Consider the following 26932-nt stretch of genomic DNA (forward strand, 5'->3'; position numbering starts at 1 on the left):
CGGCCGCAAGGAAACGTAAGGAGTCATGTCATGGCGGAAAAGAAACACGCCCTGCTCTTGTTCAGCAAGCCCCCGGTACCCGGCATGGTGAAGACGCGCCTGGTGGCGAGCGGCCCGTTCTCCGACGAGCAGGCCGCCGAGTTCTTCAAGCGGAGCCTGTTCGACGTGTCGGAGCTCTGCATGCAGGTGCTGCTCGAGCTGCAGGCCGAAAACGACGAGCTCGTGGCGGGCGATCCCGAGGCGACGAAGATCACCTACGACTTCTTTGTTTCGACCACCCCGGCCGATAACGTGGAGATCATGAAGGCCACCTACGACGAAATCGGCCCGTGGCCGATGGAGATACACTACATCACCGACAAGGGCGCCACGTTCGACGACCATTTCGACGATGCGTTCGCTCAGATTTTTGCGCTCGGCTACGAGAGCATCGTATCGGTCGGCGGCGACATCCCCACCATGCCGCGCACGCATATCTCGCAGGCGTTCGGGTGGCTCGATTACTACCAGGCGATCGGCACGCCGGGCTTCGTGCAGGCGCCGTGCCAGGAATGCGGCACGTCGCTCGTGGGGTTCAGCTACAACACGCCGATCAATCACCAAGGCGTGTACTACAACACGGGCGGGCGACCCGCGCTCGACGGCTACGTTGAGAAGCTCCAAGAGAAGAACATCCCCTCGGCGTTTCTCTCGCCGGTATCCGACGTCGACGAGATGGAGGATTTGGCGCACACCGTTTCCTGCATCCGCGCGATCGCCGAAGCCGCCAAGTCGCAACCCGGCATCTACGTGCCGCAACGCGTGCTCGACTGGGTCGATTTCATCGGCCTTCGCATAACCACGCCCCCGAACGACAACCACGATCCCCGCCAGTACATCGACGAATAGAGGTCAGCTATGGATCAGGCAGTCGGCCGCACGGCCATACATACGACGACGGCGCTCTGCCCGCAGTGCTTGCGCGAGCTTCCCGCCGAGGTGTACGAAGATGAAAACGGAGCCGTGTGGATGGAGCGCACGTGCCCCGAGCACGGCGAGCTCGCCACGCGCATGTGGCCCGACGCCGATCACTACCGCTGGCTGCGCTCCGAGGCGTTTTCCAAGGTCGCTCCTGAAAACACCATAGCTCCCACCGCCCCGTGCCCGTACGGGTGCGGCACGTGCAGCCGCCATGAGCGGCGCGCTACGCTGCTCGAGATCGAGGTCACGAGGAACTGCAACCTGCATTGCCCCGTGTGCTTCGCAAGCGCCGTGGGCGGCGAGGACGATCCGACGATGGACGAGATCTCCACCATGTACGACGTGATTGCGAATGCGGTCGGAACCGACGGTGCCGTGCAGATCACCGGCGGGGAGCCGACGTGCCGTAAGGATCTGGTCGATATCATCCGCATGGGCCGCGACAAGGGATTCTGGGGCATCGAGGTGAACACGAACGGCCTCGTGATCGCCGCACGCGACGGGTATCTCGAGGATCTTGTGGCAGCGGGCCTCACCGGCGTGTATCTGTCGTTCGACGGCCTGACCGGCGATGTGTACGAAGCGACGTGCGGACGCGACATCCTCGACATCAAGCTGCGCGTGATCGAGCGGTGCCGCGAGGCGGGCATCCAGGTGGTGCTCTCCGTCGCCGTCGTTGCCGGCTCAAACGATAAGCAGCTCGGCGATCTTCTGCGCTTTTCTCTCGAAAACGCCGACGTTGTGGCGGGCCTTGCGTTGCAGCCTGCGTTTACGTCGGGCCGCTTCGAGGCGAAGCGCGCCATGCCGATGTCGGCAGGCGATGTGATCTTCCAATTGGCAGGGCAGTCAGACGGGCTGATCGAACCCTACGACATCTGGCCGCTCGGGTGCTCGAACCCGCTGTGCGATACGGGCGTATTCCTCGTTCATGGCGAGGCGCCCGAGGGAGTGAAGCCCCATCCGTCGGGATTCTATCCGGCCACGCGCGCCATGACCGTCGAGGAGTACCACGGCGGATACAGCCCGGACAGCCCCCAGGGGTCGGTGTTCCTCGATATCCTGGCAGCGCGGGGCGTTGAAGTGGAAAGCGGTTTGTCGATCATCATCATGAATTACATGGATGCCGTGTCGATGGACACGCAGCGTTTGCGCGAGTGCAGCATGATGGTAACCGTGCCCGACGGGCGCGCCATCCCGTTCTGCTCGTACCACCTGACCGATGCCGCGGGCACGCGCGTGTATCCGCCTTGGGGGAAAGAGGAGCTTCGGTAACTCCCGCGGTTTACGTGCTCCATGACGAGAAAGGAACTGTGTCCGATGACCAACATGAGTGAAAACGAAGTTGGCTATATGATCCATGTCAACCGCGACCTGTGCACGTCGTGCGGGTTGTGCGAGGCGTTCTGCCCGGTCAACGTATTCGAAATGAACGACGGTCCGCAAGCCGTGCGACCCGAAGACTGCTGGGGATGCGAGACGTGCGCCGGACAGTGCCCCGTACACGCCATCCGCATCGAGGCATCGTCCGCCGCGAAAGCGGCGTTCGCCGACCGCGAGAAGGCTGCGCCGCTCGATCCCGAGATCAAGGCCCGGTACAAGGAGTGGTCGCGCGTTTTGCGCGACGTGCTCGGGTTGCGCTGGCATCCTGTGGCGATATCGCTCGTCAAGGCGGGCGCGCCGCTTCCCGATGTGCCGATTCCCGAAGAGCGCCTGCGGTTCTGCCAATCGCTCATGGCGGCCCGCCGCGGCCGTTCGCTCATGATGCCCGCGAACCGCCACGCCTGCCCCGACGGCACCTCGATCCTCGGTCTTACGCCTATGCCCGAAAAGCTTGCGAGCGGCGAGCTCTACATCCTGTTCCACAAACTCGATTCGGTCGAGGCGGCCAAGCGCATGGTGCACGAGCGCCCCTGCCTCGAGCCGCGCACCGTGGACGCCACGGTGGTCGCACCGCTCTCGGAGGCGGCGTGCGAGGCGGAGGTCGTGGCAATCGTCGCCCAGCCCGAGCAGATCATGTGGCTCTCGATGGCCACCTCGTACTACACGGGACATCGCCATGATTTCCATGCGAGCGGCTACAACGCCCAGTGCGTCGAAACCACGCTTCTGCCGATGACCACGGGTGAGATCAACATATCATTCGGCTGCTACGGATGCCGGGCGAGCTCGGATGTGGGCGACGACTGCATGATGATGGGAATTCCCGTGGAGCTCATGCCCCAGGTTATCAAGGGCCTCGAAGAACTCGGCAAGAAGGCCATCCCGCAGTCGCGCGACAAGATCTACCTTCCCCCGTTCTAGGATGCGCCATGGAAGAACTGGTGACTATACGAGATGCCGAACGTGACGACTGTCCGATCCTGACGGCGTACTCGGAGCTTGAGGGCATGGGGCCGATCGAAGCGAGCGATACCGTACGCGTGGCGGTGAACGGCGACGGCGATATCGTGGGATTCATCCGGCTCGTGCTCGACGCCGATGGCGTCTGCCACGTGAATCCCGTCGTGGTGTACTCGACGTGGCGGGGTTACGGGGTGGGCCGCCTGTTGATCGAGGACGCACTCGAAAAGTACGGCGAGCTCAGGCTCGTATCGCGTGGGTCGAGCCGCGCGTTCTACGAGGCGCTCGGTTTCGAGCCTGTCGGGTGGGAGACAATCCACCCCCCGATCGCCGCCGAATGCGACGAATGCGAGATGTACGAAGAATGCGCCCCGCTTCCCATGGGGAAAAGGCGCTAGTCCGGCAGGTTTTCCGAAAGCCGGCCGATCGACTGATGCGATCGGCCGGCCGATGCGACGGGTTGGCTCGCTTACCCGAAGAACGTCTGGTTGAGCCAGGGGCCGTACTCGCCGGTCCACATCGATCCGAGCTGGTCGAATATGAGCGCCCAGTCGATCGGCTCGCCGAACAGAAGCTCGAGGTAGTGACGGTTACCGATACCCTGTTCGGGATCGACCCCCAAACAGGCTTGCGCAACCGTATAGGTGCAGGTGGGACAGGCGGTCACCAGCGTATGCGCACCGGTTGCGCGCGCCTCTTCGATAACGCGCCATACCCTGCGGTTCGTGATGTCCTCGTCATAGGTTGCTACGGCGCCGCCCGCTCCGCAGCAAAGCGTCCCCCGGCCATGGTGATCGAGCTCGTGCTGCGAGGCGTCGGGAAGATAGCGTTTCGCCAGCTTGCGGATCGCCCTGCCGTGGCGTCCGTCGGCGCGGTCGTGACAGGAGTCGAAGAACGTGAGGCTCTCTTCTTCGAGCGGCGAGAACCCGCTCGGCTTCCCTGCGGCTTCGAGTTTGCCGCTTCCTTCGAGCAGCACTTCCGGCAAGGGGACGATTTCGATCCCGGTACCTTCGAGATACTCGGAGAACTCGTCTCCGCAACCGGGGCAGACGGTGATCATCCGCGTGATTCCCGCCGCGCGCATCTGGTCGATGACGCGTTGTCTGAGCGCCGCGGCCCGATCGAACAGGCCGGCGCTCATGAGCGGGCTGCCGCAGCATTCGTCGGAGAGCGCCCATGCGATGCCGGCATCGGTAAGCCAGTTTCCCACCGCTCGGACGAGATGGGGCGTGTAGCTCACGAGCGAGCAGCCGGGGAAGAACAGGGTGTCGACAGTGCCGGGTCCCGCCTCGGCGGCTTGCGGCAGCGAGACGAACTCCGGGTAGCCGATGCCGTATACGGCCCGATACGCGCTGAAGATATGCCATTCGTTGTCGACCATCACGAGGCGCGAATCATCGGGGGGCATGTAGTTCGCCCGCATGAACAGTTCGCGCCAATCGCGCATTCTGTCGGAGGCGAGCACGTGCGTTTGGCAGGTTGCGGTGCAGTATCCGCAGAAGCAGCAGCGCCTGAGCGCGATGAAGAGCTCGGGGCTCTCCTGCACGAGCTCGATGACCGCTGCGGGCTGATCGTCCAAGGGGAGTGCGGAGATCTGGCGGTAGCGCTCCTCGACGATTCCCACGTCGAGCCCCGGCTGGTCGAGCACCTCGCATCTGGTCGTGCAGCGTTTGCAATGGGAGCAGGTGAGGCGCTTGTTCGCCCAGGCTGCCAACGCGTTGAGGATAGGTGAATCGAGCTGCGCTACGGAAGCGAGCTCCTCGTCCGTCAGTTTTTGCGGCTTCATCTTCGAAAACTCCCGTCTCTCAGGATAGTAAGTGTAGCGCAGTCTGCCCGTTTAACGGGGGAAAACGGGCAGGCGAGCAGAAGCGTCGCCCCGTGGCAGAATCCGCTTCGCCCGGTGCGGCGTGCCATGGTCCTGCGACTCAGAGGCAGGGAAAAAACAGGGGCGGTCTGCCTACCCCGCGCAGCGCGGGGTGTCGGGCAGATCGATGCCGAGGGCGTCTGCGGCATCGGAGCGCAGTTCCTCGAGCGTGAGCTCGTAGCAGGCGAGCGCATCGATCCAGCGGCGCAGGCACCGACGGCCCTTGTCGGTCAGCGAGAACATGCGCTTGGCCGATCCCTCTTCGGGAGTATCCCACTTCGAGGTGACGAGCTCGTTTTCCTCCATGCGCTTGAGCGCACGGTAGATGCCGGTCGCGTCGGGCTTCTTTCCGCCGAACATGGGGGATTGGGCTGCGAGCTGCACGATGATGTAGCCGTGCAGCGGTTCATCCGAATTCGCGAGCAGCGTGAGGATGGTCGGCTGGGAGAGGCGGTTGAGCGATTTGCCGAGCTCGGCGCACTCTTTGAGATCGTCGTCGGACTTCGGATTGCAGCTATGCCACATGGTGTTCCTTCCAATTGGATACGATAAGGTTATCATCCCATAAATAGTTGCAAACTGCCAGTATTTACAGCGGAATAATGGGCAATGGGTATTTCATGCGATGCTCATGCGGAAAATCTGCTCGCGGGATGCTCGCACGAGAGCAGAGGTTACGGAAATGCGCGATGCGTTTCCCCGAAACCCGCATCGGAAACCTTGCGAAACCGTCCTCGCCCATAAAAAAGGGCCGTCTTGCGACGGCCCCGAGTATTCCGATGCCGGGGTTTTGGCCTATATCCCCATGGCCCCCACGATGAACGGCATCCAGGCGGCCATGATCAGCACGAGGGCGATCGAGGGCACGACGCCGGTCTTGAACATGTCGCCGAAGGTGTAGTACCCCTCGCCGTAGGTCAGCATGACGGTGGGGTTCACCGGCATGAGGTAGTTGCCGGCCACCACGACCGCGAGCGCGATCGTCGGGACGGCCGGGCTCACGCCGAATCCCGCGCACAGCGTGATCATGATCGGCAGGAAGATGCCGAGGATCGCCACGCCGATGGGGCACACGGTGTGCAGCAGGTAGATGAGCGCGAGCATGAGCGCGAAGGCCGCGAAGAAGCCGAGGTCCATGACGCCGGAGCCGGCGATGGCGCCCGCGAGGAAGGCCGCGCCGCCCGTCGCCTCGACGACGGCGCCCATCGACATGATGGTGCCGCACATGAGCACGATGCCCCACGGCACGGAGTCCTGGAACTCGCGCCAGGTGAGCAGGCTCATGCCGGGCAGGAACATGACCGTGAGGCCGATGAGCGCGACGACGGTCGCGTTGAGGACCGGCACCCAGTTGCCCGCGATCCACAGCACCAGCAGGCCGACGATGACGACGAGGGCCTTGACCTCGTGGGGCTCGACCTTGGTGGCCGAGGCGGCCTGGTCGCGGATGCCCTGCAGCGCCGAGTCGGCGATGGGCTCGGGCTTGATGAGCTGGGTGATGAAGAACCACGTGATCGGCGTCATGACGATCACGACGGGCAGCGCCACGACGACCCAGTCCAGAAACGAGACCGAGGTGCCGGTGGCCTGCTGCAGGATGTTCATGGCCACGACGTTGAACGAGGAGCCCGCGGGGGTGGCCATGCCGCCGGTGACCGCGGCGATCGGGATGCCGATCATGAGGCAGCGCCCGAGGTTGGACTGCAGGGGCTTGGCCCCGGTGGCCTTGAGGATCGTGAGCGCGAAGCCGAGGAACAGCACCGTGCAGGGCACGTCGGACATGACGGTGGACACGAGGGTCGTGGCGATCATGAAGCCGAGGACGAGCTTGCGCGAGCTCGTGCCGGTCCAGCCGATGATCATGTTGATCAGGCGCACGCCCCAGTTGGTCTTGAGCATGATGACGGGCAGCGAGAACACCGCGATGATGAAGAAGAGCGCGGGGCTCGCGAAGCCCTTGATCGCGTCGCCGAGGCTCGGGACGATCCCGAGCACGGGGCACATGACGATGATGAACAGGGCCGTGACGCCGAGCGGCAGGGCCGAGGTGACCCACAGCGACACGAGCGCGAGCATGAGCCCGAGGGTCTTGACGCCCTCGGCCGAGAGCTGCTCGGAGCCCGGTATGAGCAGCGAGGCCACGATGCAGAGCGCCGCGAGCCCGATGCCGACCAGGCGCTTCGACATGGGAACGTTGGTGTTTTCCATTTGGCTTGTACCTCCTTGTGTGATGCAGATCGATTGGTGGAACATGGATGATGCGTGCTTTTCCGATAACCCCCTATCTCGACGCAGCCGCTCATCCCTCGGTTCTGGTGCGTCCCTCAAACGAGCACCAAGCTGCCGAAAACGTTGTCGAGCACCTGCAGGAACGAAGTGGGATGCAAGCGGGCTGCCCGGATTCGCGTCTTCGGTATGGTTCGAAACGGATAATCCTTGCATACAGATCGTAGATGGCCAATTCTGCGCGATGGGCGCATGGATGCGTATCGCTGAATCGGGGTAGTTGATCTCGGTCATCTATGAGCCACATGCGAAAATTCGCGCTCCGACCAACCTGGTGCATACCTCCTCTCGTTTCGGGAGACGTACCATGCCTGAACTGTGGCGGCGTCAATGCTACCGCCTTCTTGTCGGCATTATAGGAAGATGTTCGAGTATGGGGCAAATACGTATATTGCACGGTCTGTTGCGCACGGATGTTTATCCGTCCATTCGTTTTTTGCAATATCAAATAACGGATTGTGCATACAAAGCTCGCATAAAGGTCTGATCAGGAGTTCTCGAAGTGTGTCGCGGTACCGGCGTACGGCTGATCGGCCGTACGTGTGCGGGGCAGCGGTGCGAATGCGCCCGGCAGCGGCGGCATTCGCATGCTCGACCGGCGTTATTCCGGGTATATTTCGGCGTAGAGGCGCTCGGCGTGCTGCTCGAGCTGTTCGGCGAAGAAGTCGAGCTCGGCGCGGCCCGAATCCTTCTTCATGAACGCGTAGGCGTCGACGTAGCGCTTCTTGTCCTTGAGGGCGAGCACGGTGACGTGCTGCTTGAGCAAGTCGGAGATCAGCGGCTTGTATTTGCGGTCGACCTTGGTGAGCAGATGAATGCCGTCGCCGGGATCGGTTGCATAGAATTCCAGGGGGTTGTCCGATGGCACGAGCGTGATGTTCGGGTAGAAGCCCACTTCCGAGCACATGCGGATGAAATCCTCCCTGAACCGTTCGCTGTGCCGGTTCGCTTGGAGGATGAAGCGCGATTGGGAGAGGTCTTTGAGTCCGAGGTCGGTGCGCGATGCCAGAGGCGAATCCTTCGCAACGCCCACCACGAGCTCGCCGTGGAATTCGGGAATCCAGATGGCCTGCACCGAGTCGGGCAGGTTGGGGTTTGCGGGGGAGGAATCGGTTATGACGGTCTCGAACGAGATGTCCACCTTGCCCGCCTCGATCATCTGCTGGGCGCTCAGTCCGCTGCTGTCCAAGTTGAGGAATTCGATGCGCAGCCCGGCGAAGTTCTTCTTCGCAAGCGCCATCGCCTCGTTTATGCCTATATAGAGGGCATTGGTGTGAAGCAGGTCGAGGATGAGGATGCGCCCGCTGCGCGAGGTGGGCAGGGTATGCAGCTCGGCGAGCATGTTGGCCTGGTCGCCGATGATCTTGCCGGCGTACTTCAGAACCACTTCGCCCGCTGCGGTGAGGCTCAAAGGCCGCGTTTCGTAGAAGAGCTGGCATCCGAGATCGTTGGAAAGGGCCGCCATATGGCGGCTCAAAGAGGGCTGCGACATGTTGAGATCGCGGGCGGCTGAAACGAAGCTCTTGTGGGCGGCGAGTACCATAAATTCCCTATAGGTTTCGATGTCCATCAAGAAGCCTCCAGTTTTCCTCTTTGTCCTTGGTTTATTTGAAATATGAATTGTTCGAATTCGAAACGAGCATAAACGGATAAACGGTTCTGCACGATGGGCTGTACAACATACGTATTTGTTTCATACTCGCGCATGTTCCTATAATACTCGAAAAGGCAGCATCCATGTAGGTCGTGGGATGGATATACGGTCGCTGCCCTTCGATCCTCAATTGCGCTTCACGTGAATATGGTCTGACAATCCGCCGAACTAACGAAAAGGAGCACGCGATGGACTTCAAGAAAACCGAGGAGCAGGAACTTTTGCTCGAAAGCCTCAAAACGGTTATGGAGCGGGGTGATTTCGAGAACTACTTCAAGGAATGCGACAAGAACCACGAATACCCCCAGAAGGCCATCGACGCGCTCGTCGAAGCGGGCTTCTCGACGCTCGGCATTCCCGAGGAGTTCGGAGGCACTCCCACCGATATCCTCACCCAGATCATGGTTGCCGAAGAGGCCCATGCCCTCGGCTACCCGTCGCTTGTCTGGATCAACTTCGCTACCGAGGTCGACGACATCCTGACCTTCGGCAACGAAGAGCAGCAGAAGGCCGTCCTCGATTACGCGCTTCAGGGCATCAAGCCCTTCACGCTCGGGTTCACCGAGCCCCAAGCGGGCTCCGATAGCGCCGCCATGGCCACGACGGCGACCAAACGCGACGGCAAGGTGTACATCAACGGCAACAAGACGTTCAACACGAGCGCCGACCGCGCTCCGTTCATGCTCTGCGTCTGCCGCAGCGGCATCAACGAGAACCCCTATAAAGACTTCAGCATGTACCTGTTCCCGATGGACCGCCCTGGCATCACCATCGAGAAGCTCGACAAGATCGGCAACAACATGTGCGGCACCTACGAAGTCCACCTCAACGACGTCGAGTGCGAAGAGACCGATATCGTCGGCGTCGAGGGCAAGGGCTTCTACCAGCTGATGAAGAACTTCGAGGTCGAGCGCTTGACCATCTGCGCCGCCAACGTGGGCATGGCCCGTTGCGCCTACGACGAGGCCGTGAAGTATGCGGGGGTGCGCGAGCAGTTCGGCAAGACCATCGGGTCGTTTCAGCTGATCCAAGAAAAGATCGTCGATATGAAGATCAAGATCGAGAACATGCAGAACATGCTGTACAAGGCCGCATGGAAGAAGATGAACGGCGAGTCCATCCAAATCGACTCCTCGCTCGTCAAGCGCTATACCGGGCAGGCCGCCTTCGAGGTCATCGACGACGCCATGCAGATCATGGGCGGCATCGGCTACACGCACGACTGTCGCATCTCGCGCCTGTGGCGCGATCAGCGCGTCTACCGCATCATGGCCGGCACCGAGGAGATCATGGTCCATACCGCCGGGCGCGCGCTCATCAAAGAGGCCCAGTAGGCCCACGAGAAAGGATGAGGCGAACAATGAATACCGTTGCATGCTACAAAGTGGTTCCCGATGCGCAGGACATCGACGTCAACCCCGACAAGACCCTGAACCTCGACAAAGCCGAGATGATTCTGGGCGAATACGATCTGGTGGCCATCGAGGAGGCGGCGAAGCTCGCCGAGGCCACCGGGGGAAGCGCGGCGCTCCTTTCCGCGGGCGGCGAGAAGCTCAACGATACGAAGCTCGTCAAGGCCGCCCTGTCGCGCGGCGCCCAGGAGCTCTATTGCGTTATCGATCCCGTCCTCGATTCGTCGGACGCGTTCCAGACGGCCTCCGTGCTCGCCGCTGCCCTCGGCAAGATCGATTACGATCTCGTCGTGTGCGGCGAGGGATCGGGCGATCTCTACGCACAGCAGGTGGGGTCGCTTGTCGGGGCTCTGCTCGGCGTTCCCGTGGTGAACGCCGTGAGCTCTATCGAGGCGAAGGACGGCGCGGTTGTGGTCGAGCGCACGCTTGAAAACGAAGTCGAGGTGCTCGAGGTTACGCTCCCCGCCGTCGTTTCGGTGACGACCGATATCAATCTTCCGAGGATCCCCCAGCTCAAAGACATCCTCGCGGCTGGAAAGAAACCGGTTGTCAAGTGGACGCTCGACGAGGTCGGGGGGCTTCCCGAAAGCCCTGTCGAGACCGTCTCGGTGCTTGCGCCCGAAAACATCGAGCGCAAGCACGTCGTGTACGAAAGCGCAACCGATGAGAACATCGGCGAGCTGGTAACCAACATCAAGGCTTCCTGGTAGGGGGTGCGGATAGGATGAACATGCTCAACAAAGTATGGGTTCTCGGCGAAACCCCTGAAAGTTACGCCGCATTGATCGCTGTCGGAAGAAGGATCGGCGAAAGCGTCGAAGCGGTGTGCATCGGCGATGCGACGGTCGGGGCTGCGCAGGGCGCGGGTGCGGATGCGGTTCTCGTCGCCGCGAGTCAGGGCGAAGGCCTCGTCGAAGATGCGGCTGCTGCCGTTATCGCCGCCGTCGGGGATCACAAGCCCGATGCGGTTCTCATCGCAACGACCAAGCGCATGCGCCTCGTTGCCGCTCGGATCGCGGCTGCGCAGAAGACGCGCGTCGTCAACGACGCCGTGCGCGTATGGGTCGAGGACGGCGCTTTGCTGGCCGAGCATATGGTGTTCGGCGGCAGCGCATACAGCGTCGAGAAGGTGAACGGCGGTCCCGCCATCGTGCTTTTAAGCGACGGCCTGCTCTTGAACGAATCGCTCGAAGGCCTGTCGGCATCCGATGCTGCGCCCGAGGAGCTGCCGGCTGTCGCCGCCGCTTCGGGCATCACGCTCGTCGAGAAGAAACCCCGCACGATCGAATCGGTGAACCTCGCCGCCGCCCGTCGCGTGATCAGCGTGGGCCGTGGCATCGAGAGCGCCGAAGACCTGCAGATCGTCGATGGCCTCGCACAGGCTCTCGAAGCCGAAACGGGATGCACCCGCCCCATCGCCGAGGGGCTGAACCTGATGTCGAAGGAGCGCTACATCGGCGTGTCGGGCGTCATGCTCAAACCCGACCTCTTCGTCGCCGTCGGCCTTTCGGGCCAGGTCCAGCATATGGTCGGGGCCGTAGGCGCCAAGACCATCGTCGCCATCAACAAGGATAAGAACGCGCCCGTTTTCAAGCAGGCCGATTACGGTATCGTCGGAGATTTCCGCGAGATTGCCCCCAAGCTCGCCGCCGGCCTGAACGCGTAACCGATCCGATTCGAACACAAGGAGCAATGCAATGGACGAGAACTTTTTCAAGGAACTGGCTAAAAACGTCAACGACGGTCCGACGCCCTATATCAACCTTGCCCAGATGAAGGCGGAGATCGTGGAGGAGCGCCACGTTCGCCTGCTGCTTCCCTTAACCGAGCTGCACAGAAACCACGTCGGCATCGCGTACGCGGGCAGCGAGTTCGTGCTGGCCGAGATCGCAGGCGGTACGCTGTTCATGGCCACCTACGGCACCGACGAGTTCGTGCCGATCCTCAAGAGCGTCGAGTCGAAGTACCTCAAGCCCGGCACCAAGGATCTCGTCGTCGAGCTCTCGCTGACCGAGGACGAGGCGGCCGAGAAGATCGCGCCCGTTCGGGAGCGCGGCCGCGGCGACTACTTCCTCGACGTGCCGGTGTTCGACGTGGACGGCGAGCAGGTGGCGCTCATGAGCTTCAACTACTACGCCCTGCCCGCGCAGCGGTAGGGCTCGGGCGACTGACGGAAGAGCGCGCTTCGGGCGCGCAACGCGACGAAGGGAAAGCACATGAAGCACTACGATGCTATCGTTATCGGAGCCGGCGTCGGAGGCCTTGCCTCCGCGCTGCTCCTCGCACAAAGCGGCAAGAAGGTCGCCTTGTTCGAAAAGCGCATGCAGCCCGGTGGCCGCATCGGCTCGTCGAAGCGCGACGACTTCACGGTCGACTTCGGCGTGCACCTGATCTCCCGCGGAGAGAAGGGTCCGCTGATCCAGCTGCTCGACCGGTGCGGCGTCGAATCGAACATCGAGTTCACGAAGGTTCGCCCCATCCAGTCGACGGGCGGTGAGAAGTTCAAGTTCCCGCAGGACCTCAAGGGACGCGTTTCCGACGAGGATTTCGAGGCCGTCATCAAGATGGTCACCGACGTCAAGAACATGACCGACGAGGAGACGGGCGCGTTCGACGGCCAGACGCTCGAGGAGTTCCTCGACACCTACACCACCGACCCGTTCGTGCACGCATGCGTGAGCCAGATCGGCTTCATCTACTGCTGCATCCCCGAGTACCGCTTATCGGCGGGCGAGTTCGCCCGTTGCCTCAAGTGGGAGGCCGAAGCCCATGCTTCCGGCTATCCGTCGGGCGGCTGCGTATCCATCCTCGCAGCCTATATGAACGGCCTTGAGAAGTACGGCGTCGAGACGTACTTCGGCAAACCGGTCGAGAGCATCGTCGTCGAGGACGACCGTGCCGTCGGCGTGATCGTCGATGGCGAGGAGTTCCGCGCCGACATGATCGTGTCGAACGCGGGCATCCAGGAAACCGTACGCGATCTTGTGGGTGCCGAGCACTTCGATGCCGAGTACGTCGAATACGTCGAGGGCCTCGAGATCTCGTTCGTGTCGATCATCGCGCGCTTTGCGCTCGATACCGTGATCAGCCCCGAAATCAAAATGCTTTCCGGGTTCTCTTCGGTTCCCGTCAAGGAGTACAACGACAAGCTCATGGCGGGCGAGGTGCCCGAGGAACTCAACTCCTTCATCGTCGTTCCCTCGAGCTTCGACCCCTCGGTTGCACCCGAAGGAAAGCAGCTGGTCATGATGACGACGGCGGTTCCCGCGGGCATTCCCGACGAGCATTGCCCCGCCATCCTCGAAGCGCTCATCGACATCGCAGAGGAAAGCTTCCCCGGCCTTCGCGAGCATGCGATTTTCGTCGAGAAGGTATTCCCGGCAGACGCGGCGCGCATTATGGGCGAAGATGGAGCGGGAATCGGCATCGCCCAGCAGGCGGGTCAAGCCGGCAAAGACCGTCCGGCGATCAAATCGCCGCTTGCGGGCCTCTACATCGTCGGTGCCGAAGCCGGTGGCGCGGGGGTCGGCACGGAGCTGGCTGCCAACAGCGCGATCGAGTTCTTCGACACTTACGTAGCGTAGTTCCGAAAGGAGATGGCTTCTGTGGCAAAGCATACCGATATTCCCGCATTCGGAAACCTCCAGGGCGTCAAGGTGGTGGTATCGGCCGTCTCGACGGCCGGACCCTTCGCGGGCGAGCTGTTCGCCGAGCAGGGCGCCGATGTGATCTGGCTCGAATCCCCCAAGGGCATCGATCCCTTGCGCTGGACGCAGGACGGCTGGGGCGTGCAGAACGAACGCCGCAACATGCGCACCCTCATGCTCGACGTCGTGTCGGGGGAGGGACGCGACGTGTTCCTCAAGCTGATCGAAGGCGTCGACATCTTCATCGAGGCTTCGCGCGGCGGGCAATGGGACAAGTGGGGCTATTCCGACGAGCTGTTGTGGGAGCGCAATCCGAAGCTCGTCATCGGCCACATGTCCGGCTACGGTTCGACGGGCGATCCGGCCTACGTGAACCTGCCCGGCTACGATTTCACCGTAAACGCGTTTTCGGGCCTCATGTACCTCAACGGCTACAAGGACGGCCCGCCCTATATGATCCAGAAGTTCGTGACCGACTACTACGCGGGCCTGTTCGCTTACGGCTCGGCGCTTGCCGCCTACGTGGGCGCGCTGCGCACGGGCAAGGGCGACAGCTTCGACCTCGCGCAGTTCGAGGCGGCCGTGCGCTGCCAGGGCGGGCTCTTCGGCAAGTGGTTCGAGAAGGGCATCCAGGAAGAGCGCGGAGCCGGCGCGCCGCGCGACAATATTTCGGCGGGTGCCGGCTACTACGAGTGCAAGGACGGCGAGGGCGTCTACCTCTTCACGGCCGGGCAGGGTCCGACGAAAAAGGCGCTCGACTTCTTCGGCCTCGAATACGGTTCGGAGCTGTTCCCCGAAGGCATTCCGTCGGTCGGCATCGATACGCCGGGAGCTCCGGTGTTCGACGGCGCCATCGAAGCGTACTGCGCCGAGCACACGGCGGCCGAGTTCGCCGACGCTATGGCGAAGATCGGCATCCCGTGCTCCGTCGTCATGAACTACGAGATGATGGAGGAGCATCCGCACTATCTCGCCCGCAACACGTGGGTTGAGTGGGATACCGTCGACGGCAAGACGGTCAAGGGGGTTACCTCGGTTCCGCGTTTCAAGAACAATCCGTCGACGATCTGGCGCGGTTGTCCCTCGCAGGGTATGGACAACGACGACATCCTCTCCGAGATCGGTTTCGACGAAAGCGAGATCGCCGAGCTCTACGAGAAGAAGATCATCCGCAAGACGGATTACGTGGGCGGGCTGTGATCAACCTCGTCGACATACTGGACGAATCGGCGCGGGCCCATCCCGATAAGGTTGCCGTGCGCTTCAAGGGGCGGTCCTTCACGTACGCATGCGTGAAGGACCGCGTCGACCGGCTCGCGGGGGCTTTGGCTTCTCGCGGGGTGGAAAAGGGCGACCACATAGCCGTGATCTCGCCCAATTCGAGCACATGCATCGAGCTCGTGTTCGCCTGCGCTCGTCTGGGTGCGGTGTGCGAGCAGTACAACATCCGCCTTTCGGCCCTGAACACCGCTCGCCTGCTCGCGCAGTCCGAGGCCGAGATCGTGTTCTTCGCACCCGCCGCCTATGCGGCCATGTGCGAATGCCTGGGCGAGGTCGGTCGGCCCCTGCAGGTCGTTCTGCTCGAACAGGGCGCCTTCTGCGATGATGCGGTGCTGTTCGAGGATATGATCGCCGAAGCCGAGCCTCGTTTGAAGACGGCCGACGTGGCCGCTTCGGACGATGCCGTCATGCTGTACACGAGCGGTACGACGGGCTTGCCGCGCGGGGTTCTCTTGTCGCACGGCGCGCTTTTGACCCGCATCGAGATCGATGCCCGCGAGCAGCGCTTCGTCCACGACGACGTGCTGCTGTGCGTGCTGCCCCTGTTCCACGTGACGAGCGTCTGCGTGTACGTGACGCTGTTCGTCGGCGGCGAGCTGGTCATCGCCGAATCCCGCAAAGCCCCCGATATCGTGGCCGACATCGAGCGCTACGGCATTACGCGGACGGGGCTGGTTCCGTTCATTATGCGAGGCCTGGTCGATTATGTCGAAGAGAGCGCCGGCGCAGTCGATCTCGGCGGGCTTCGCTACATCGTCTACGGCGGCGAGCCCGTAAGCCCCGTGCTGCTCAAGCGATGCAGGCGGTATTTGGGATGCGGGCTCATGCAGGGCTACGGCATGACCGAGACGGCGTCGGCCATCGCCATGTTGACCCCCGAGCAGCACGGCGACGACCGGCTTCTGTCCACCGTCGGCAAAGCGGTCGGCGGCATGGAACTCAAGGTGGTGGACGAATCGGGCAGCCCGTGTCCGAACGGAACGCCGGGCGAGGTGGCGGTCAGAACGAAAACCCTGATGACCGGTTATTACCGCGATGACGAACGCACTGCCGAAGTGGTGCGCGACGGTTGGTACCTTACGGGCGACATAGGCTTTCTGGACGACGAGGGATACCTTTCGGTCATCGACCGCAAGAGCAACATGATCATCTCGGGCGGCGAGAACGTCTATCCGATCGAGGTAGCCGATTGCATCAGGAACATGGGCGACGCGGTGCTCGACGTGGCGGTCGTCGGCATCCCCGACGAGCATTGGGGCGAATCCCTGGCCGCCTTCGTGGTCCGGGCGGAAGACTCGCCGCTCAAGGCGGCCGATGTGGTTGCGCACTGCGCCCGCGAACTGGGCGGATACAAGAAGCCGAGCAAGGTCCTCTTCGTCGACGACCTTGCCCGCAACGCCTCGGGGAAGATCCCGAAGACCCATATGGAAGATTTGAAACGACAACTGCTGAAGCAGCAACGTGATTAGGGGGCGAACATGGCAGATTTCGATGCGATAGTCGTCGGTGCCGGATGTGCCGGCTCTGTTGCGGCATGCGTCTTGGCCCGCGAGGGCAAGAGCGTGCTTTTGATCGAGCGCGGCGGCGATGCCGGCTCGAAGAACATGACGGGCGGGCGCATCTACACGCACTCGCTCAGACCGGTGTTCCCGGACTTCGAAGACGAGGCTCCGCTCGAGCGCAAGATCACGAAGGAGAGGATATCGCTCGTTACCGAGAGCGAGAACACGACGGTGGAGTTCGCTTCACCCGAGTTGGGGCGACCCGAGAACAGCTCGTATTCCGTGCTGCGAGGACCGTTCGATCGTTGGCTCGCTTCCAAGGCGGAAGAGGCGGGAGCGGAGTGCATCTTCGGAATCACCGTCGAGGATCTTGTGTGGGAGGACGGCCGTATCGCGGGTGTCCGCGCGGGGGAGGACGAGATAACCGCCGAGGTGACCATCCTCGCCGACGGCGTCAACTCGCTTCTGACCGAAAAGGCGAAGCTTGCGACCAAGCCGAGCGCACACCAGCTTGCGGTGAGCGTGAAGGAGACCATCGAGCTGCCCGAGGAGGTCATTGCCGATCGGTTCCAGGCTGCGCCGGGGGAAGGCGCGGCTTGGCTGTTCGCCGGCGCTGCGACCCATGGGCATGTGGGCGGCGGTTTTCTGTATACGAACCGCGAGTCGATCTCCATCGGCTTGGTGGCAACGCTTTCCGATCTCTGCACATCGCAGGTGCCGATTTACCAGATGATGGAGGATTTCAAAAACCATCCATCCGTGGCACCCGTGCTGCGCGGCGGCAAGCTCATCGAGTATTCGGGACACCTCATCCCCGAGGGCGGCTACGATATGATTCCGACGCTCTACGCCGACGGGTGCTTGGTCACGGGCGACGCCGGCATGCTCTGCATTAATCTCGGATACCAGGTGCGCGGTATGGACTATGCAGTCGCGTCGGGCGAGATCGCCGCACGGACGGTGCTCGAAGCGCTTGAGGCGGGCGATACCTCGTCGGCGAAGCTCGCGTCGTACCGCGCGAAGCTCGAAAACAGTTTCGTGCTCAAAGATCTGCAGGCGTATCGCAACTTCCCCGCGTTCATGGAAGGTACGCCGCGTATCTTCAACGGTTACCCCGAGATAGCCGCGGGCATCATGAAGTCGATGTTCATCGTGGACGGATCCCCGGTTGAGCCCATCAGGAAGAAGGCGATGGCGCCCGTCAAGCAGATCGGCGTATGGACATTGCTCAAAGACCTGCGGAAGGGAGTGGGTGCGCTATGATCAACGAGATCACGGTCAACGTCGACGAGAAGCTTGCCGTCGACAAGTTCAACGTGGACGAAGCAAACCCGCACATCGTCTTGAAAGCCGACCCCGATGCGAGCGAGTTCGACAAGCTGATCCTTTGCTGCCCGGCGGGGCTCTACAAGCGCGACGCCGACGGCCAGACGAGCTTCGACTACGCGGGATGCCTCGAATGCGGGACCTGCAGGATCCTCTGCGGGGATACCATCATAGAGAAGTGGGAGTATCCCCAAGCGGGAATGGGCGTCTCGTACCGCTACGGGTAGGGCGCACCTGGCAAGGTGCGGCAAAGAAGGCCCGATCGACAAGGTGCTTTAACTCGAGCGGAAGCAAGGTGGACAGGCGATTGCCCGGCCGCTTTTGCGCGAGACGCATCGACTCTGTCGAGGTGCAAAATGCGACCTACCCGCGTAGCTGGTAAGAAGACGCGCGCACGCCGCGCGTGGAATCCACACGCTCGTCATGCCCGCTGTGCCCGTCATGTGCTAGGCCCGCCCGCTCGTGGCGCGTATACAGCTATTAATGCGCAAGTCGCTTCCGCTGTAAACCGGCATTGACATGCGCCTGCGCCTGTTTGGCGTCATGAAACGCCGGATCGTCATCAGGCGGTATGCGGCTATGTCAATGCCGGTTTACAGCAGGAAGGCCCGATTCTGGCACAAAATTACGGGTACGCGAATTTATGTAAGGTAAACCATGATCGCCAACTGGGGTTTTAGATTCGAAAATAGCTAGGCAAATCGAAAATTCGGGTTGATTGTTCCCGTGCCCGTAATTTTGTGCCAGAATCAGACGCCTCCGTTGCCGAATCACCGTTGGCACGGGGTTGTTCTGCCTACCGTCTGCTCAAAGCATTAAGTGCCAAATCGCATCGGGTGCTATGCAGGGATGCGTCGATCCTGATATGCTGGAAAGGTTCCTGTGCACGATTATGGGCAAGGGGATGATGCGGGTGCTCATGGACATCCTTGTGGGGTATATATCGGCGCTTGAATACTGGCGCACTGTAGGTCCTGGGTTTTTAAGGGATCGGAGCAGTCGCGTTGCGGCTACGAAGCATGCGCGCGCTGCGCTTTCCAATCGGACAAAACCGTGCCTTCCGGGCGGCACGCTCCGTCCCGGTGGGTGTTTGTTGCCTGTTCATGTCCTCGTTGGGTGCGATGCGATGCGAACCGAAACACATGCATTGGTAAGCCATACATGGAGCTGCGCGCTGCCCGATGGGGATCTGTTCGTCGATGCGGGCGAAGGATTCTTCGTGAGCACGCCCGAGTTCTGCTTTCTGCAGATGGCAAGCAAGCTGACTTTGGCAAATCTCATTCAACTGGGTTTCGAGCTATGCGGCACGTATTCGCTGCGCAAGGACGGGCCCGCAGCTCCCCGCAAAAAACCGCTCACATCATCGGACAAACTGAAGGCGTTCGTTGCGAAGGCGGCGGGCGCACCGGGGTGCAAGAAGGCGGTGCGTGCGTTGCGCTACGTGCTAGACGGCTCCGCTTCGCCGAAGGAGACCGAGCTTGCGATGTATCTTTGCCTGCCGTACGCGCTCGGCGGCTACGGGATCGAGCGACCGCGGCTCAACTACCACATCGATATTCCGCCGAGCATGAGAAAGTTTTCAAGTAAGAGCTATTGCGTGTGCGATCTGTGCTGGCCCGATGCGAACCTGGTGTTCGAATACGATAGCAAGCTTCATCATTCGGGCGAAGGGCAACGGGCACGTGATTCGAAGCGAAGCAATACGCTTATCTCGCTGGGGTATACGGTTGTTTCGGTAACGAGCATTCAGATCGGTAGCGGCGAAGATGTGAATAAGCTGGCACAGATAGCGGCAAAGTTTACAGGTAAGCGTTTGCGCTACCGCGATCCGGGTTTCACCCGAAAGCATTGGGAGCTGCGCGCCCTGCTGAGCAAACCGCCCATTTGATTCCGGGCTGCTCTTGGACCGAGCGCTATCCGGATTCGCCGTCTGCTCGCATGGTCTTCGTGCGGGACTGCGCTTCGAAGCGCAAGGGCCGCTGCTGTTTGGGCGGGGCAGGGCGAGATGACAACCAAGCGAGGCGGGCCGTGCGGGATGGCAGCCGGGTGGAAGCGATCGGGGAAGGGTCGTTGCGGGTTCGATCAATCGTCTGTTCGTAGAGGAAGGCCGCCCGCAGGCGGCCTTCCTTGCTTTGCGCCCGAGGGCGCAAAGCAGACGTTGTTTCTCGGAGCCTATATCCCCATGGCCCCCACGATGAACGGCATCCAGGCGGCCATGATCAGCACGAGGGCGATCGAGGGCACGACGCCGGTCTTGAACATGTCGCCGAAGGTGTAGTACCCCTCGCCGTAGGTCAGCATGACGGTGGGGTTCACCGGCATGAGGTAGTTGCCGGCCACCACGACCGCGAGCGCGATCGTCGGGACGGCCGGGCTCACGCCGAATCCCGCGCACAGCGTGATCATGATCGGCAGGAAGATGCCGAGGATCGCCACGCCGATGGGGCACACGGTGTGCAGCAGGTAGATGAGCGCGAGCATGAGCGCGAAGGCCGCGAAGAAGCCGAGGTCCATGACGCCGGAGCCGGCGATGGCGCCCGCGAGGAAGGCCGCGCCGCCCGTCGCCTCGACGACGGCGCCCATCGACATGATGGTGCCGCACATGAGCACGATGCCCCACGGCACGGAGTCCTGGAACTCGCGCCAGGTGAGCAGGCTCATGCCGGGCAGGAACATGACCGTGAGGCCGATGAGCGCGACGACGGTCGCGTTGAGGACCGGCACCCAGTTGCCCGCGATCCACAGCACCAGCAGGCCGACGATGACGACGAGGGCCTTGACCTCGTGGGGCTCGACCTTGGTGGCCGAGGCGGCCTGGTCGCGGATGCCCTGCAGCGCCGAGTCGGCGATGGGCTCGGGCTTGATGAGCTGGGTGATGAAGAACCACGTGATCGGCGTCATGACGATCACGACGGGCAGCGCCACGACGACCCAGTCCAGAAACGAGACCGAGGTGCCGGTGGCCTGCTGCAGGATGTTCATGGCCACGACGTTGAACGAGGAGCCCGCGGGGGTGGCCATGCCGCCGGTGACCGCGGCGATCGGGATGCCGATCATGAGGCAGCGCCCGAGGTTGGACTGCAGGGGCTTGGCCCCGGTGGCCTTGAGGATCGTGAGCGCGAAGCCGAGGAACAGCACCGTGCAGGGCACGTCGGACATGACGGTGGACACGAGGGTCGTGGCGATCATGAAGCCGAGGACGAGCTTGCGCGAGCTCGTGCCGGTCCAGCCGATGATCATGTTGATCAGGCGCACGCCCCAGTTGGTCTTGAGCATGATGACGGGCAGCGAGAACACCGCGATGATGAAGAAGAGCGCGGGGCTCGCGAAGCCCTTGATCGCGTCGCCGAGGCTCGGGACGATCCCGAGCACGGGGCACATGACGATGATGAACAGGGCCGTGACGCCGAGCGGCAGGGCCGAGGTGACCCACAGCGACACGAGCGCGAGCATGAGCCCGAGGGTCTTGACGCCCTCGGCCGAGAGCTGCTCGGAGCCCGGTATGAGCAGCGAGGCCACGATGCAGAGCGCCGCGAGCCCGATGCCGACCAGGCGCTTCGACATGGGAACGTTGGTGTTTTCCATTTGGCTTGTACCTCCTTGTGTTTAAACAGACATTGATTCGAACCGAATGATGTCGTCGTACCTCCTTATCTTTATTCCCCTTTTCCTGAGTTATGCTTTGGGATCTTCACGAGTGCGCCGCATACGGCGCAGACCGCAATGATTGCCGCGGTGATGTAGAACGCAAGCGTGCAGGTCCCGGTTGCGTCGAAGATGGCCCCGCTCATGACGGGAAGCGTCGAGGCGACCACCGTGGTGATCATGATGCCGGTGCCGAGGTTCTTCGAGAACGAAGACGCCCCGAAGTAGTTCGCCATCGCTGTCGGGAATACGGCGTTCACGCCGCCGAATCCGAAGCCCACGCAGACGTAGAACGCGTACACCATGATGGTGTTCTGCGCTGCTGCACCGGCTATGACGCCGATGAACAGTACCACGGTCGAGCCGACGATGAGCCTGATGGGCTCGATGCGGTCGGACACCATGCCCAAAAGCATTTTGCCCACAAGGCTGACGCCGCCCATGATGGCGACGCCGCCCACGATAAGGCCGTGATCGAACCCGAGCGAGGTGAAGTGGATCACTCCCTGCGCCGTCGACAGCGTGTAGGCGGCGAATCCCCCCGTAGCAGCGAGGGAGATCAGCCAGAAGTACTTGTTCCTGATCACGTCTTTGAAGGCGATTTGGGCGGTGTTCTTATACACCTTGAACCGCTTGCCCTCGCCGGCAAGCGAACCCGCATCGGCTGCGCCGTCGGGGTACTGGCCGATGTCGGCGGGCTTGTTCTTGACGAACAGCAGCGCGACGAGAATGAGGATGATGCTCAGGGCGACCAGCAGATACCAGCCTCCGCGCCATCCGCCGCCCGTTGCGTCGACGATGGCGTTGACGACCGGGGGTCCGATGAACGACGCGCTCGCGCCGATGACCATCATGGCCGTCATGGCCATGCCTCGCCGTGCGATAAACCAATCGCCGATGGTGCTTTGGACCGCGAGCTGCCCGACCATCATGGTTGCGGCGCTCGTCACGATACCGAATGCGATGAAATAGGCGATCGGCGAAGACACGAAGAATATCAGCGCGAGCATCGCGACGAGCATGAGCACCGCTCCCGACACCATGCTGAACCGCGCCCCTTTGCGGGAGATGAGTCCGCCGACCAAGGGGGCCGAAAGACCCTGTACGAGCACGAACAGCGAGAATCCCGTTCCGAGAATCGTCGCGTTCATTCCGAGCGACTGGTCTTCGAGCATCAGCGGATTGACGATCGTGGCGGTCGGCAGCACGATTCCCGACGAACAGAAATACATGAAACCGAGGACGACGATCAGCACGTATCCGTAAAACAGCTTCTTGGGCTTAGCGCCTTGCTTTTGACCGGGCGCTTCGGCGGCGGCTTCGATGCCCGCTACCTCCTGTGGTGCAATGTCGCTCATGCGTTACTCCATACTCATATAGTGCGGTCTTCGCCCGGGAAACCGGGTCGGGCAACCCGGACGAAGATCATATCAATTGCGATTGTCGGATTACCCGATCTGGTTCTTGAACAGCTCGACCACGCCGACGTTCCGGTCCTCGTCGGTCGCGTCGGTCTCGACCATGCGCGAGAGGTACCCCTCGGCCTCGACGTAGACGCGGTAGGGGGCGGCGGCCACCTGGTCGAACCAGAAGTCGCCGAACTCGTCGGTCTCGGCGGCGACGACCGTGCCGTCCGCGAGGTTCTCGAGGGTCACCGCAGCGCCGACGACCACCTCGTCGGCCTCGAGGTCGACGGCGACGCCCGCCACGAAGCGCTTCGGCTTGTTGAGGTAGTACACGCGGGGCGCATCGGACGCGCGCTCTGCGAGCAGCGGCTCGGCCGCGGCGATCTCGGCGGCGAAGTCCTCCTCGTCGCCGAAGCGGACGGCCCCGTGCGGGCAGACGTCGACGCAGTGCGGGACCTCGCCGGCGTCCACGAGGTGCGCGCAGCCGGTGCACTTCTGCGGGATATCGAGCTCCTCGTTGTAGAAGATCGCGCCGTAGGGGCACGCGTCGACGAGCCCGCGCATGCCCTTGGCCTTCCCGGGGTCGACGACGACGAGGCCGTCGTCGCGCTTGTAGGCAGCGCCGGGGGCCGCGTCCATGCAGGGTGCGCTGTCGCAGTGCTGGCACATGCGAAGCGTGTAGGAGACCTTCACCTTGGGAACGCTCCCGCGCACCTCCTCCTCGATGCGGCACCAGAACTGGCCCGTGTCGGGCTGGGGCTCGGCGTAGGGCGGCCACGCGTTGTCGACGTGCTCGTCCTTGCAGGCGATCTGGCAGTTGCGGCAGCCGTTGCACTTGGCGTGGTCGTAGACGAATACCTTTCCCATCTCTATGCTCCTTCCACGATGCGCGCCGTCGCGACGAGGCCGCAGTCGGGGTCGTAGTCGCGCCCGAACGCCTCGGGGTATTCCTCGGCGAGCGCGAACACGTCGACCTTCTCGATGTTGACGAGGAAACCGCTCGTTACCTCGCCTACGGTGTTTTTAGACGTTGTGGGGATCGGTGCGATCAGGTTGTTCGCACCGCCGCGGTCGAGGCCGCCTTCGCCCATGACGATCGAATCGACGCGTGCGCCGTGATCCTGGTAGATTGCGCCGGGGATGATGCGCTCGGAGACGATGACGCCGCCGAGTACGCCGCCGCGCTCGTTGTATATCTTGGCGATGTCGCCCGATTTAAGGCCGAGCTTGCCGGCGTCGATCGGGTTCACCCAGATGGGTTCGTACTTGTAGCCGTCGGGGCCGGTCACCTTGCAGGTTTCGATTTCGCGCAGCCACGTTACGTCGTCATGCTGGGCGTGCACGCGGAAATGCGGGTGGTTCGATACGAGCAGGAACGGATACTGGCGGCCGCGCTCGAGATACTGGCGCTCCTGGTGCAGCGGGCTCTGGTCGATCCAGTGCGGCACCGGGGGACGCTCTTCGTCATCGGGGAACGTGGCGGCGAGGCCTGTCGAGTAGTACTCGAGCTTGCCGGTGGGCGTGCGCAGCGGATGACCCTCGGGATCCTCGTAGAACTCCCTGAGGCCTGCCGGGATTTCCTTCCAATCCTCGCGTGTCGGGAACGGATAGTATCCCTTCTCCTTGAACTCGTCGTACTCGAGATCCTCGGGAACGCCGGAGGTCTTGAACCCGACCTCGATCCACTCCTCGTCGGTCTTGCCGCCGAGATAGCGGTTGTACAGGTCTTCGTAGGCACCGCCGAACTTCTCGAGTGCGCGCGCCACCTCGGCGACGGCTTCCTTGTCGGACTTCGATTCGCCGACGGGCTTGATGGCCTGCTCTTCGTAGAAGATGACGTTCCATTGGCCGGAGTCGTTGTCGGTGCCGATGTCGGCTGTTTCGAACTTGGTGTTCGTGGGCAGGATGATGTCGGCGAAGTAGCAGTCGTTCTCCATCCAGGGATGCTGCACGACGATGCACTCGATGCTCTCGTGGCGCAGGGCGTCCTGCATCGCGTTGCCGCCGTTCCAGCACGTCTCCCAGCACGGGGAGTCCGACCAGACCATGTGCAGGCGGTCGTTGCCTTCGAGCGGGAACGTGAAGGGGCCGGTGAACTGGTCTTCGCGCGGGAAGCCCGCTCCGATGTGGCCGTACCACTGCACGGGCGGATTCGTGATGGCCTCGGGTATCATGGTCTTGGGGATGAAGCTCGGAACCGTGCCGGTAACCCAGCCGCGATAGGCGGCGCCGATGCTCGGGATCGCCGTCGAGGGCGGCAGGGGCGTGACGGTCGGGATGCCGAACAGCGTCCACTCCATGAACTTGAACTGGTTGGCGCCGGGCTTGCCGACACCCTGCATACCGAGCAGCGCCACTTCGAGGCGGGCGGGCTCGTGCGCGAAGCAGGAGCGGATGTAGGAGCCGCCGTTGCAGTGCGCGATCGACACGGCGTGCTTTGCCCAGTAGCGGGCGAACGCCTTGATGGTGTAGGAGGGCACGCCGCAGATCTTCTCGGCCCACTTCGGGGTCTTCGGCACGCCGTCCTCGCCGCCGAGCACGTAGTAGCGGAAGTGGTCGAAGCCGACCGCGTGGGTGTCGAGGTACTCCTGGTCGTACGTGCCTTCGGTGATCCAGGTGTAGGCGATGGCCAGCTGGAGGGCCGCATCGGTGTTGGGAAGCACGGGGATCCACTTGTCGGCGTGCACCGCGTTGGTGTAGTTCACGTCGGGCGAGATGTGGATCTGCTTGATGCCGAGGTCGGTGAACCAGAAGCACAGGCGGCTCGCCATGTAGCCGCCCCAACCGAGCGGGGTCGTCTCGACGTCGCAGCCCCAGAACAGAACCGCATCGCCGTTCTCGGCGATGTCCTTGATGACGTTGTTCTGGAATGATTGCTGGCCGAGCGGATCCATGCCCCAGATGTGCTTGGCGCCCCAGTACCAGCCCTCCCAGCTGTCGGGCTGGCGCGACTGGAGGGTGAATCCTCCGCACAGCTCGAGCATCTTGGTTACGCAGCCGTGCGCGGCGTGGACGACCTTCGTTTCGCCGTGGCCGTCGACCTCGCAGAGGATCGAGTACGGGCCGTACTCGTCGTGGATGCGCTTGATTTCCTTGGCGACGATCTCGGACGCCTCGTCCCACGAGATGCGCTCGTAGCCGCTCGAACCGCGGGTCTCGGGGTGGCGATTCCCTTCGGGATCCCAGTCGACGCGCTTGAGCGGGTAGGGGATGCGGTTCTTGGAGTAGACGCGCTTCTTATAGCAGAGCGAAAGGGGCGACATGAGCGTCTTGAACCCCGGTTCGAACGTCTGGCCGCGGGCTTCGATCTTCCAGGCGTTCAGATCCTCGGGCGTATAGTGCTCGTCGAAGTGGAAGGGCCTGATGCGGAGAATCTTGTCGTTCTCCTCGTCGATGTCGACCGTGCAGGCGTTGCTGCCCAGGCCGAAGCTGTCGAAGCCCAGCCCCTTGATGATCGGTTTGCCGGTAACGTTGTTTCCCATCTTCTAATCTCCTCACTGTGTAAGAGCTGTGCGGTCGGTCTTGCAAGCGGCCGCGGTGGTTCGGCCGCCCTGCAGTCGCTCGCTTCGGACGCGCAGGGCGGCTTAGTCCTTGAGGCTATGCGTTCGG

The 26932-nt window shown here is 62.4% G+C and carries 22 protein-coding genes; 14 read left to right on the top strand and 8 right to left on the bottom strand.

What is annotated here, in order from left to right:
- The first annotated feature begins 30 nt into the window (after positions 1-30).
- Genes MWL89_RS05000 through MWL89_RS05015 form a run of 4 tightly spaced genes read left to right on the top strand, consistent with a single transcriptional unit; the run spans position 31 to position 3698 of the window.
- The gene (locus tag MWL89_RS05000; protein ID WP_180995089.1) at positions 31-888 is read left to right on the top strand and encodes a TIGR04282 family arsenosugar biosynthesis glycosyltransferase; all 858 of its coding nucleotides are present in this window, start codon (positions 31-33) and stop codon (positions 886-888) included.
- Positions 889-897: 9 nt separating this feature from the next.
- Positions 898-2232 (top strand): radical SAM protein, encoded by a 1335-nt coding sequence (locus MWL89_RS05005; protein WP_244411986.1) that lies wholly within the window; start codon positions 898-900, stop codon positions 2230-2232.
- Between the two features lie 45 nt (positions 2233-2277).
- A complete protein-coding gene (locus MWL89_RS05010) occupies positions 2278-3261 on the top strand; it encodes a DUF169 domain-containing protein (RefSeq protein WP_244411987.1) in 984 nt (327 codons plus the stop codon).
- 8 nt (positions 3262-3269) lie between these two features.
- Positions 3270-3698 carry a GNAT family N-acetyltransferase gene (locus MWL89_RS05015; protein ID WP_180995087.1) on the top strand — a complete coding sequence of 143 codons (429 nt, stop codon included), beginning with the start codon at positions 3270-3272 and terminating at the stop codon, positions 3696-3698.
- Between the two features lie 71 nt (positions 3699-3769).
- Here the strand turns inward: MWL89_RS05015 and MWL89_RS05020 are convergent, their stop codons facing one another.
- From MWL89_RS05020 to MWL89_RS05035, 4 genes are all read right to left on the bottom strand, one after another.
- Complete coding sequence (locus tag MWL89_RS05020) at positions 3770-5086, bottom strand: (Fe-S)-binding protein (RefSeq protein ID WP_102378720.1); 1317 nt, start codon at positions 5084-5086, stop codon at positions 3770-3772.
- Between the two features lie 171 nt (positions 5087-5257).
- Positions 5258-5689 (bottom strand): PadR family transcriptional regulator, encoded by a 432-nt coding sequence (locus MWL89_RS05025; protein ID WP_180995086.1) that lies wholly within the window; start codon positions 5687-5689, stop codon positions 5258-5260.
- Positions 5690-5959: 270 nt separating this feature from the next.
- Positions 5960-7372: an SLC13 family permease gene (locus MWL89_RS05030; RefSeq protein WP_244411988.1), complete on the bottom strand. Its 1413-nt coding sequence runs from the start codon at positions 7370-7372 to the stop codon at positions 5960-5962.
- A 679-nt stretch (positions 7373-8051) separates the two neighbouring features.
- Positions 8052-9020 carry a LysR family transcriptional regulator gene (locus MWL89_RS05035; protein WP_102378711.1) on the bottom strand — a complete coding sequence of 323 codons (969 nt, stop codon included), beginning with the start codon at positions 9018-9020 and terminating at the stop codon, positions 8052-8054.
- A gap of 272 nt (positions 9021-9292) precedes the next feature.
- Between MWL89_RS05035 and MWL89_RS05040 the strand changes: the two genes are divergently transcribed.
- The 10 genes from MWL89_RS05040 (at position 9293) to MWL89_RS05085 (ending at position 20160) form a co-directional block, all read left to right on the top strand.
- Positions 9293-10438, top strand: coding sequence for an acyl-CoA dehydrogenase (locus tag MWL89_RS05040; protein ID WP_102378710.1), 1146 nt, complete (start codon positions 9293-9295; stop codon positions 10436-10438).
- Between the two features lie 26 nt (positions 10439-10464).
- Positions 10465-11226: a putative electron transfer flavoprotein FixA gene (fixA, locus tag MWL89_RS05045; RefSeq protein ID WP_102378709.1), complete on the top strand. Its 762-nt coding sequence runs from the start codon at positions 10465-10467 to the stop codon at positions 11224-11226.
- A 20-nt stretch (positions 11227-11246) separates the two neighbouring features.
- Positions 11247-12182 (top strand): FAD-binding protein, encoded by a 936-nt coding sequence (locus MWL89_RS05050; RefSeq protein ID WP_244411989.1) that lies wholly within the window; start codon positions 11247-11249, stop codon positions 12180-12182.
- A 31-nt stretch (positions 12183-12213) separates the two neighbouring features.
- Complete coding sequence (locus MWL89_RS05055; protein ID WP_102378707.1) at positions 12214-12672, top strand: PaaI family thioesterase; 459 nt, start codon at positions 12214-12216, stop codon at positions 12670-12672.
- A gap of 60 nt (positions 12673-12732) precedes the next feature.
- A complete protein-coding gene (locus tag MWL89_RS05060) occupies positions 12733-14100 on the top strand; it encodes a phytoene desaturase family protein (RefSeq protein WP_244411990.1) in 1368 nt (455 codons plus the stop codon).
- 12 nt (positions 14101-14112) lie between these two features.
- On the top strand, positions 14113-15363 hold the full coding sequence (locus MWL89_RS05065; RefSeq protein WP_244411991.1) for a CoA transferase: 1251 nt from the start codon (positions 14113-14115) through the stop codon (positions 15361-15363).
- Positions 15360-16913, top strand: coding sequence for a class I adenylate-forming enzyme family protein (locus tag MWL89_RS05070; protein ID WP_244411992.1), 1554 nt, complete (start codon positions 15360-15362; stop codon positions 16911-16913). The genes MWL89_RS05065 and MWL89_RS05070 overlap by 4 nt, the downstream gene beginning before the upstream one ends.
- 9 nt (positions 16914-16922) lie before the next feature.
- Positions 16923-18209, top strand: coding sequence for an FAD-dependent oxidoreductase (locus tag MWL89_RS05075; protein WP_244411993.1), 1287 nt, complete (start codon positions 16923-16925; stop codon positions 18207-18209).
- Positions 18206-18499, top strand: a complete 294-nt coding sequence (locus MWL89_RS05080) for a ferredoxin family protein (RefSeq protein ID WP_102378716.1) — start codon at positions 18206-18208, stop codon at positions 18497-18499. The genes MWL89_RS05075 and MWL89_RS05080 overlap by 4 nt, the downstream gene beginning before the upstream one ends.
- An 899-nt stretch (positions 18500-19398) precedes the next feature.
- A complete protein-coding gene (locus MWL89_RS05085; RefSeq protein ID WP_244411994.1) occupies positions 19399-20160 on the top strand; it encodes an endonuclease domain-containing protein in 762 nt (253 codons plus the stop codon).
- A 284-nt stretch (positions 20161-20444) separates the two neighbouring features.
- On the opposite strand, the gene MWL89_RS05090 is transcribed toward MWL89_RS05085, so the two are convergent.
- The 4 genes from MWL89_RS05090 to MWL89_RS05105 all read right to left on the bottom strand — a co-directional run bounded on the left by MWL89_RS05090 (position 20445) and on the right by MWL89_RS05105 (position 26805).
- Positions 20445-21857 carry an SLC13 family permease gene (locus tag MWL89_RS05090; protein WP_244411988.1) on the bottom strand — a complete coding sequence of 471 codons (1413 nt, stop codon included), beginning with the start codon at positions 21855-21857 and terminating at the stop codon, positions 20445-20447.
- 71 nt (positions 21858-21928) lie between these two features.
- Entirely contained in the window at positions 21929-23275 is a 1347-nt protein-coding gene (locus MWL89_RS05095) for an MFS transporter (RefSeq protein ID WP_244411995.1), read from the bottom strand.
- A 90-nt stretch (positions 23276-23365) separates the two neighbouring features.
- Positions 23366-24190 (bottom strand): 4Fe-4S dicluster domain-containing protein, encoded by an 825-nt coding sequence (locus tag MWL89_RS05100; RefSeq protein ID WP_244411996.1) that lies wholly within the window; start codon positions 24188-24190, stop codon positions 23366-23368.
- Between the two features lie 2 nt (positions 24191-24192).
- Positions 24193-26805: a molybdopterin-dependent oxidoreductase gene (locus MWL89_RS05105; RefSeq protein ID WP_244411997.1), complete on the bottom strand. Its 2613-nt coding sequence runs from the start codon at positions 26803-26805 to the stop codon at positions 24193-24195.
- Between the last annotated feature and the right edge of the window lie 127 nt (positions 26806-26932).

Origin of the sequence: Raoultibacter timonensis (assembly GCF_022845715.1) — a bacterium.
GTDB lineage: Bacteria > Actinomycetota > Coriobacteriia > Coriobacteriales > Eggerthellaceae > Raoultibacter > Raoultibacter timonensis.

Excerpts from the sequence above, each read along its gene's own strand:
- MWL89_RS05000 (WP_180995089.1), top strand. The coding sequence starts at position 31 with ATGGCGGAAAAGAAACACGCCCTGCTCTTGTTCAGCAAGCCCCCGGTA.
- MWL89_RS05005 (WP_244411986.1), top strand. The coding sequence starts at position 898 with ATGGATCAGGCAGTCGGCCGCACGGCCATACATACGACGACGGCGCTC.
- MWL89_RS05010 (WP_244411987.1), top strand. The coding sequence starts at position 2,278 with ATGACCAACATGAGTGAAAACGAAGTTGGCTATATGATCCATGTCAAC.
- MWL89_RS05015 (WP_180995087.1), top strand. The coding sequence starts at position 3,270 with ATGGAAGAACTGGTGACTATACGAGATGCCGAACGTGACGACTGTCCG.
- MWL89_RS05020 (WP_102378720.1), bottom strand. The coding sequence starts at position 5,086 with ATGAAGCCGCAAAAACTGACGGACGAGGAGCTCGCTTCCGTAGCGCAG.
- MWL89_RS05025 (WP_180995086.1), bottom strand. The coding sequence starts at position 5,689 with ATGTGGCATAGCTGCAATCCGAAGTCCGACGACGATCTCAAAGAGTGC.
- MWL89_RS05030 (WP_244411988.1), bottom strand. The coding sequence starts at position 7,372 with ATGGAAAACACCAACGTTCCCATGTCGAAGCGCCTGGTCGGCATCGGG.
- MWL89_RS05035 (WP_102378711.1), bottom strand. The coding sequence starts at position 9,020 with ATGGACATCGAAACCTATAGGGAATTTATGGTACTCGCCGCCCACAAG.
- MWL89_RS05040 (WP_102378710.1), top strand. The coding sequence starts at position 9,293 with ATGGACTTCAAGAAAACCGAGGAGCAGGAACTTTTGCTCGAAAGCCTC.
- fixA (WP_102378709.1), top strand. The coding sequence starts at position 10,465 with ATGAATACCGTTGCATGCTACAAAGTGGTTCCCGATGCGCAGGACATC.
- MWL89_RS05050 (WP_244411989.1), top strand. The coding sequence starts at position 11,247 with ATGCTCAACAAAGTATGGGTTCTCGGCGAAACCCCTGAAAGTTACGCC.
- MWL89_RS05055 (WP_102378707.1), top strand. The coding sequence starts at position 12,214 with ATGGACGAGAACTTTTTCAAGGAACTGGCTAAAAACGTCAACGACGGT.
- MWL89_RS05060 (WP_244411990.1), top strand. The coding sequence starts at position 12,733 with ATGAAGCACTACGATGCTATCGTTATCGGAGCCGGCGTCGGAGGCCTT.
- MWL89_RS05065 (WP_244411991.1), top strand. The coding sequence starts at position 14,113 with ATGGCTTCTGTGGCAAAGCATACCGATATTCCCGCATTCGGAAACCTC.
- MWL89_RS05075 (WP_244411993.1), top strand. The coding sequence starts at position 16,923 with ATGGCAGATTTCGATGCGATAGTCGTCGGTGCCGGATGTGCCGGCTCT.
- MWL89_RS05080 (WP_102378716.1), top strand. The coding sequence starts at position 18,206 with ATGATCAACGAGATCACGGTCAACGTCGACGAGAAGCTTGCCGTCGAC.
- MWL89_RS05085 (WP_244411994.1), top strand. The coding sequence starts at position 19,399 with ATGCGAACCGAAACACATGCATTGGTAAGCCATACATGGAGCTGCGCG.
- MWL89_RS05090 (WP_244411988.1), bottom strand. The coding sequence starts at position 21,857 with ATGGAAAACACCAACGTTCCCATGTCGAAGCGCCTGGTCGGCATCGGG.
- MWL89_RS05095 (WP_244411995.1), bottom strand. The coding sequence starts at position 23,275 with ATGAGCGACATTGCACCACAGGAGGTAGCGGGCATCGAAGCCGCCGCC.
- MWL89_RS05100 (WP_244411996.1), bottom strand. The coding sequence starts at position 24,190 with ATGGGAAAGGTATTCGTCTACGACCACGCCAAGTGCAACGGCTGCCGC.
- MWL89_RS05105 (WP_244411997.1), bottom strand. The coding sequence starts at position 26,805 with ATGGGAAACAACGTTACCGGCAAACCGATCATCAAGGGGCTGGGCTTC.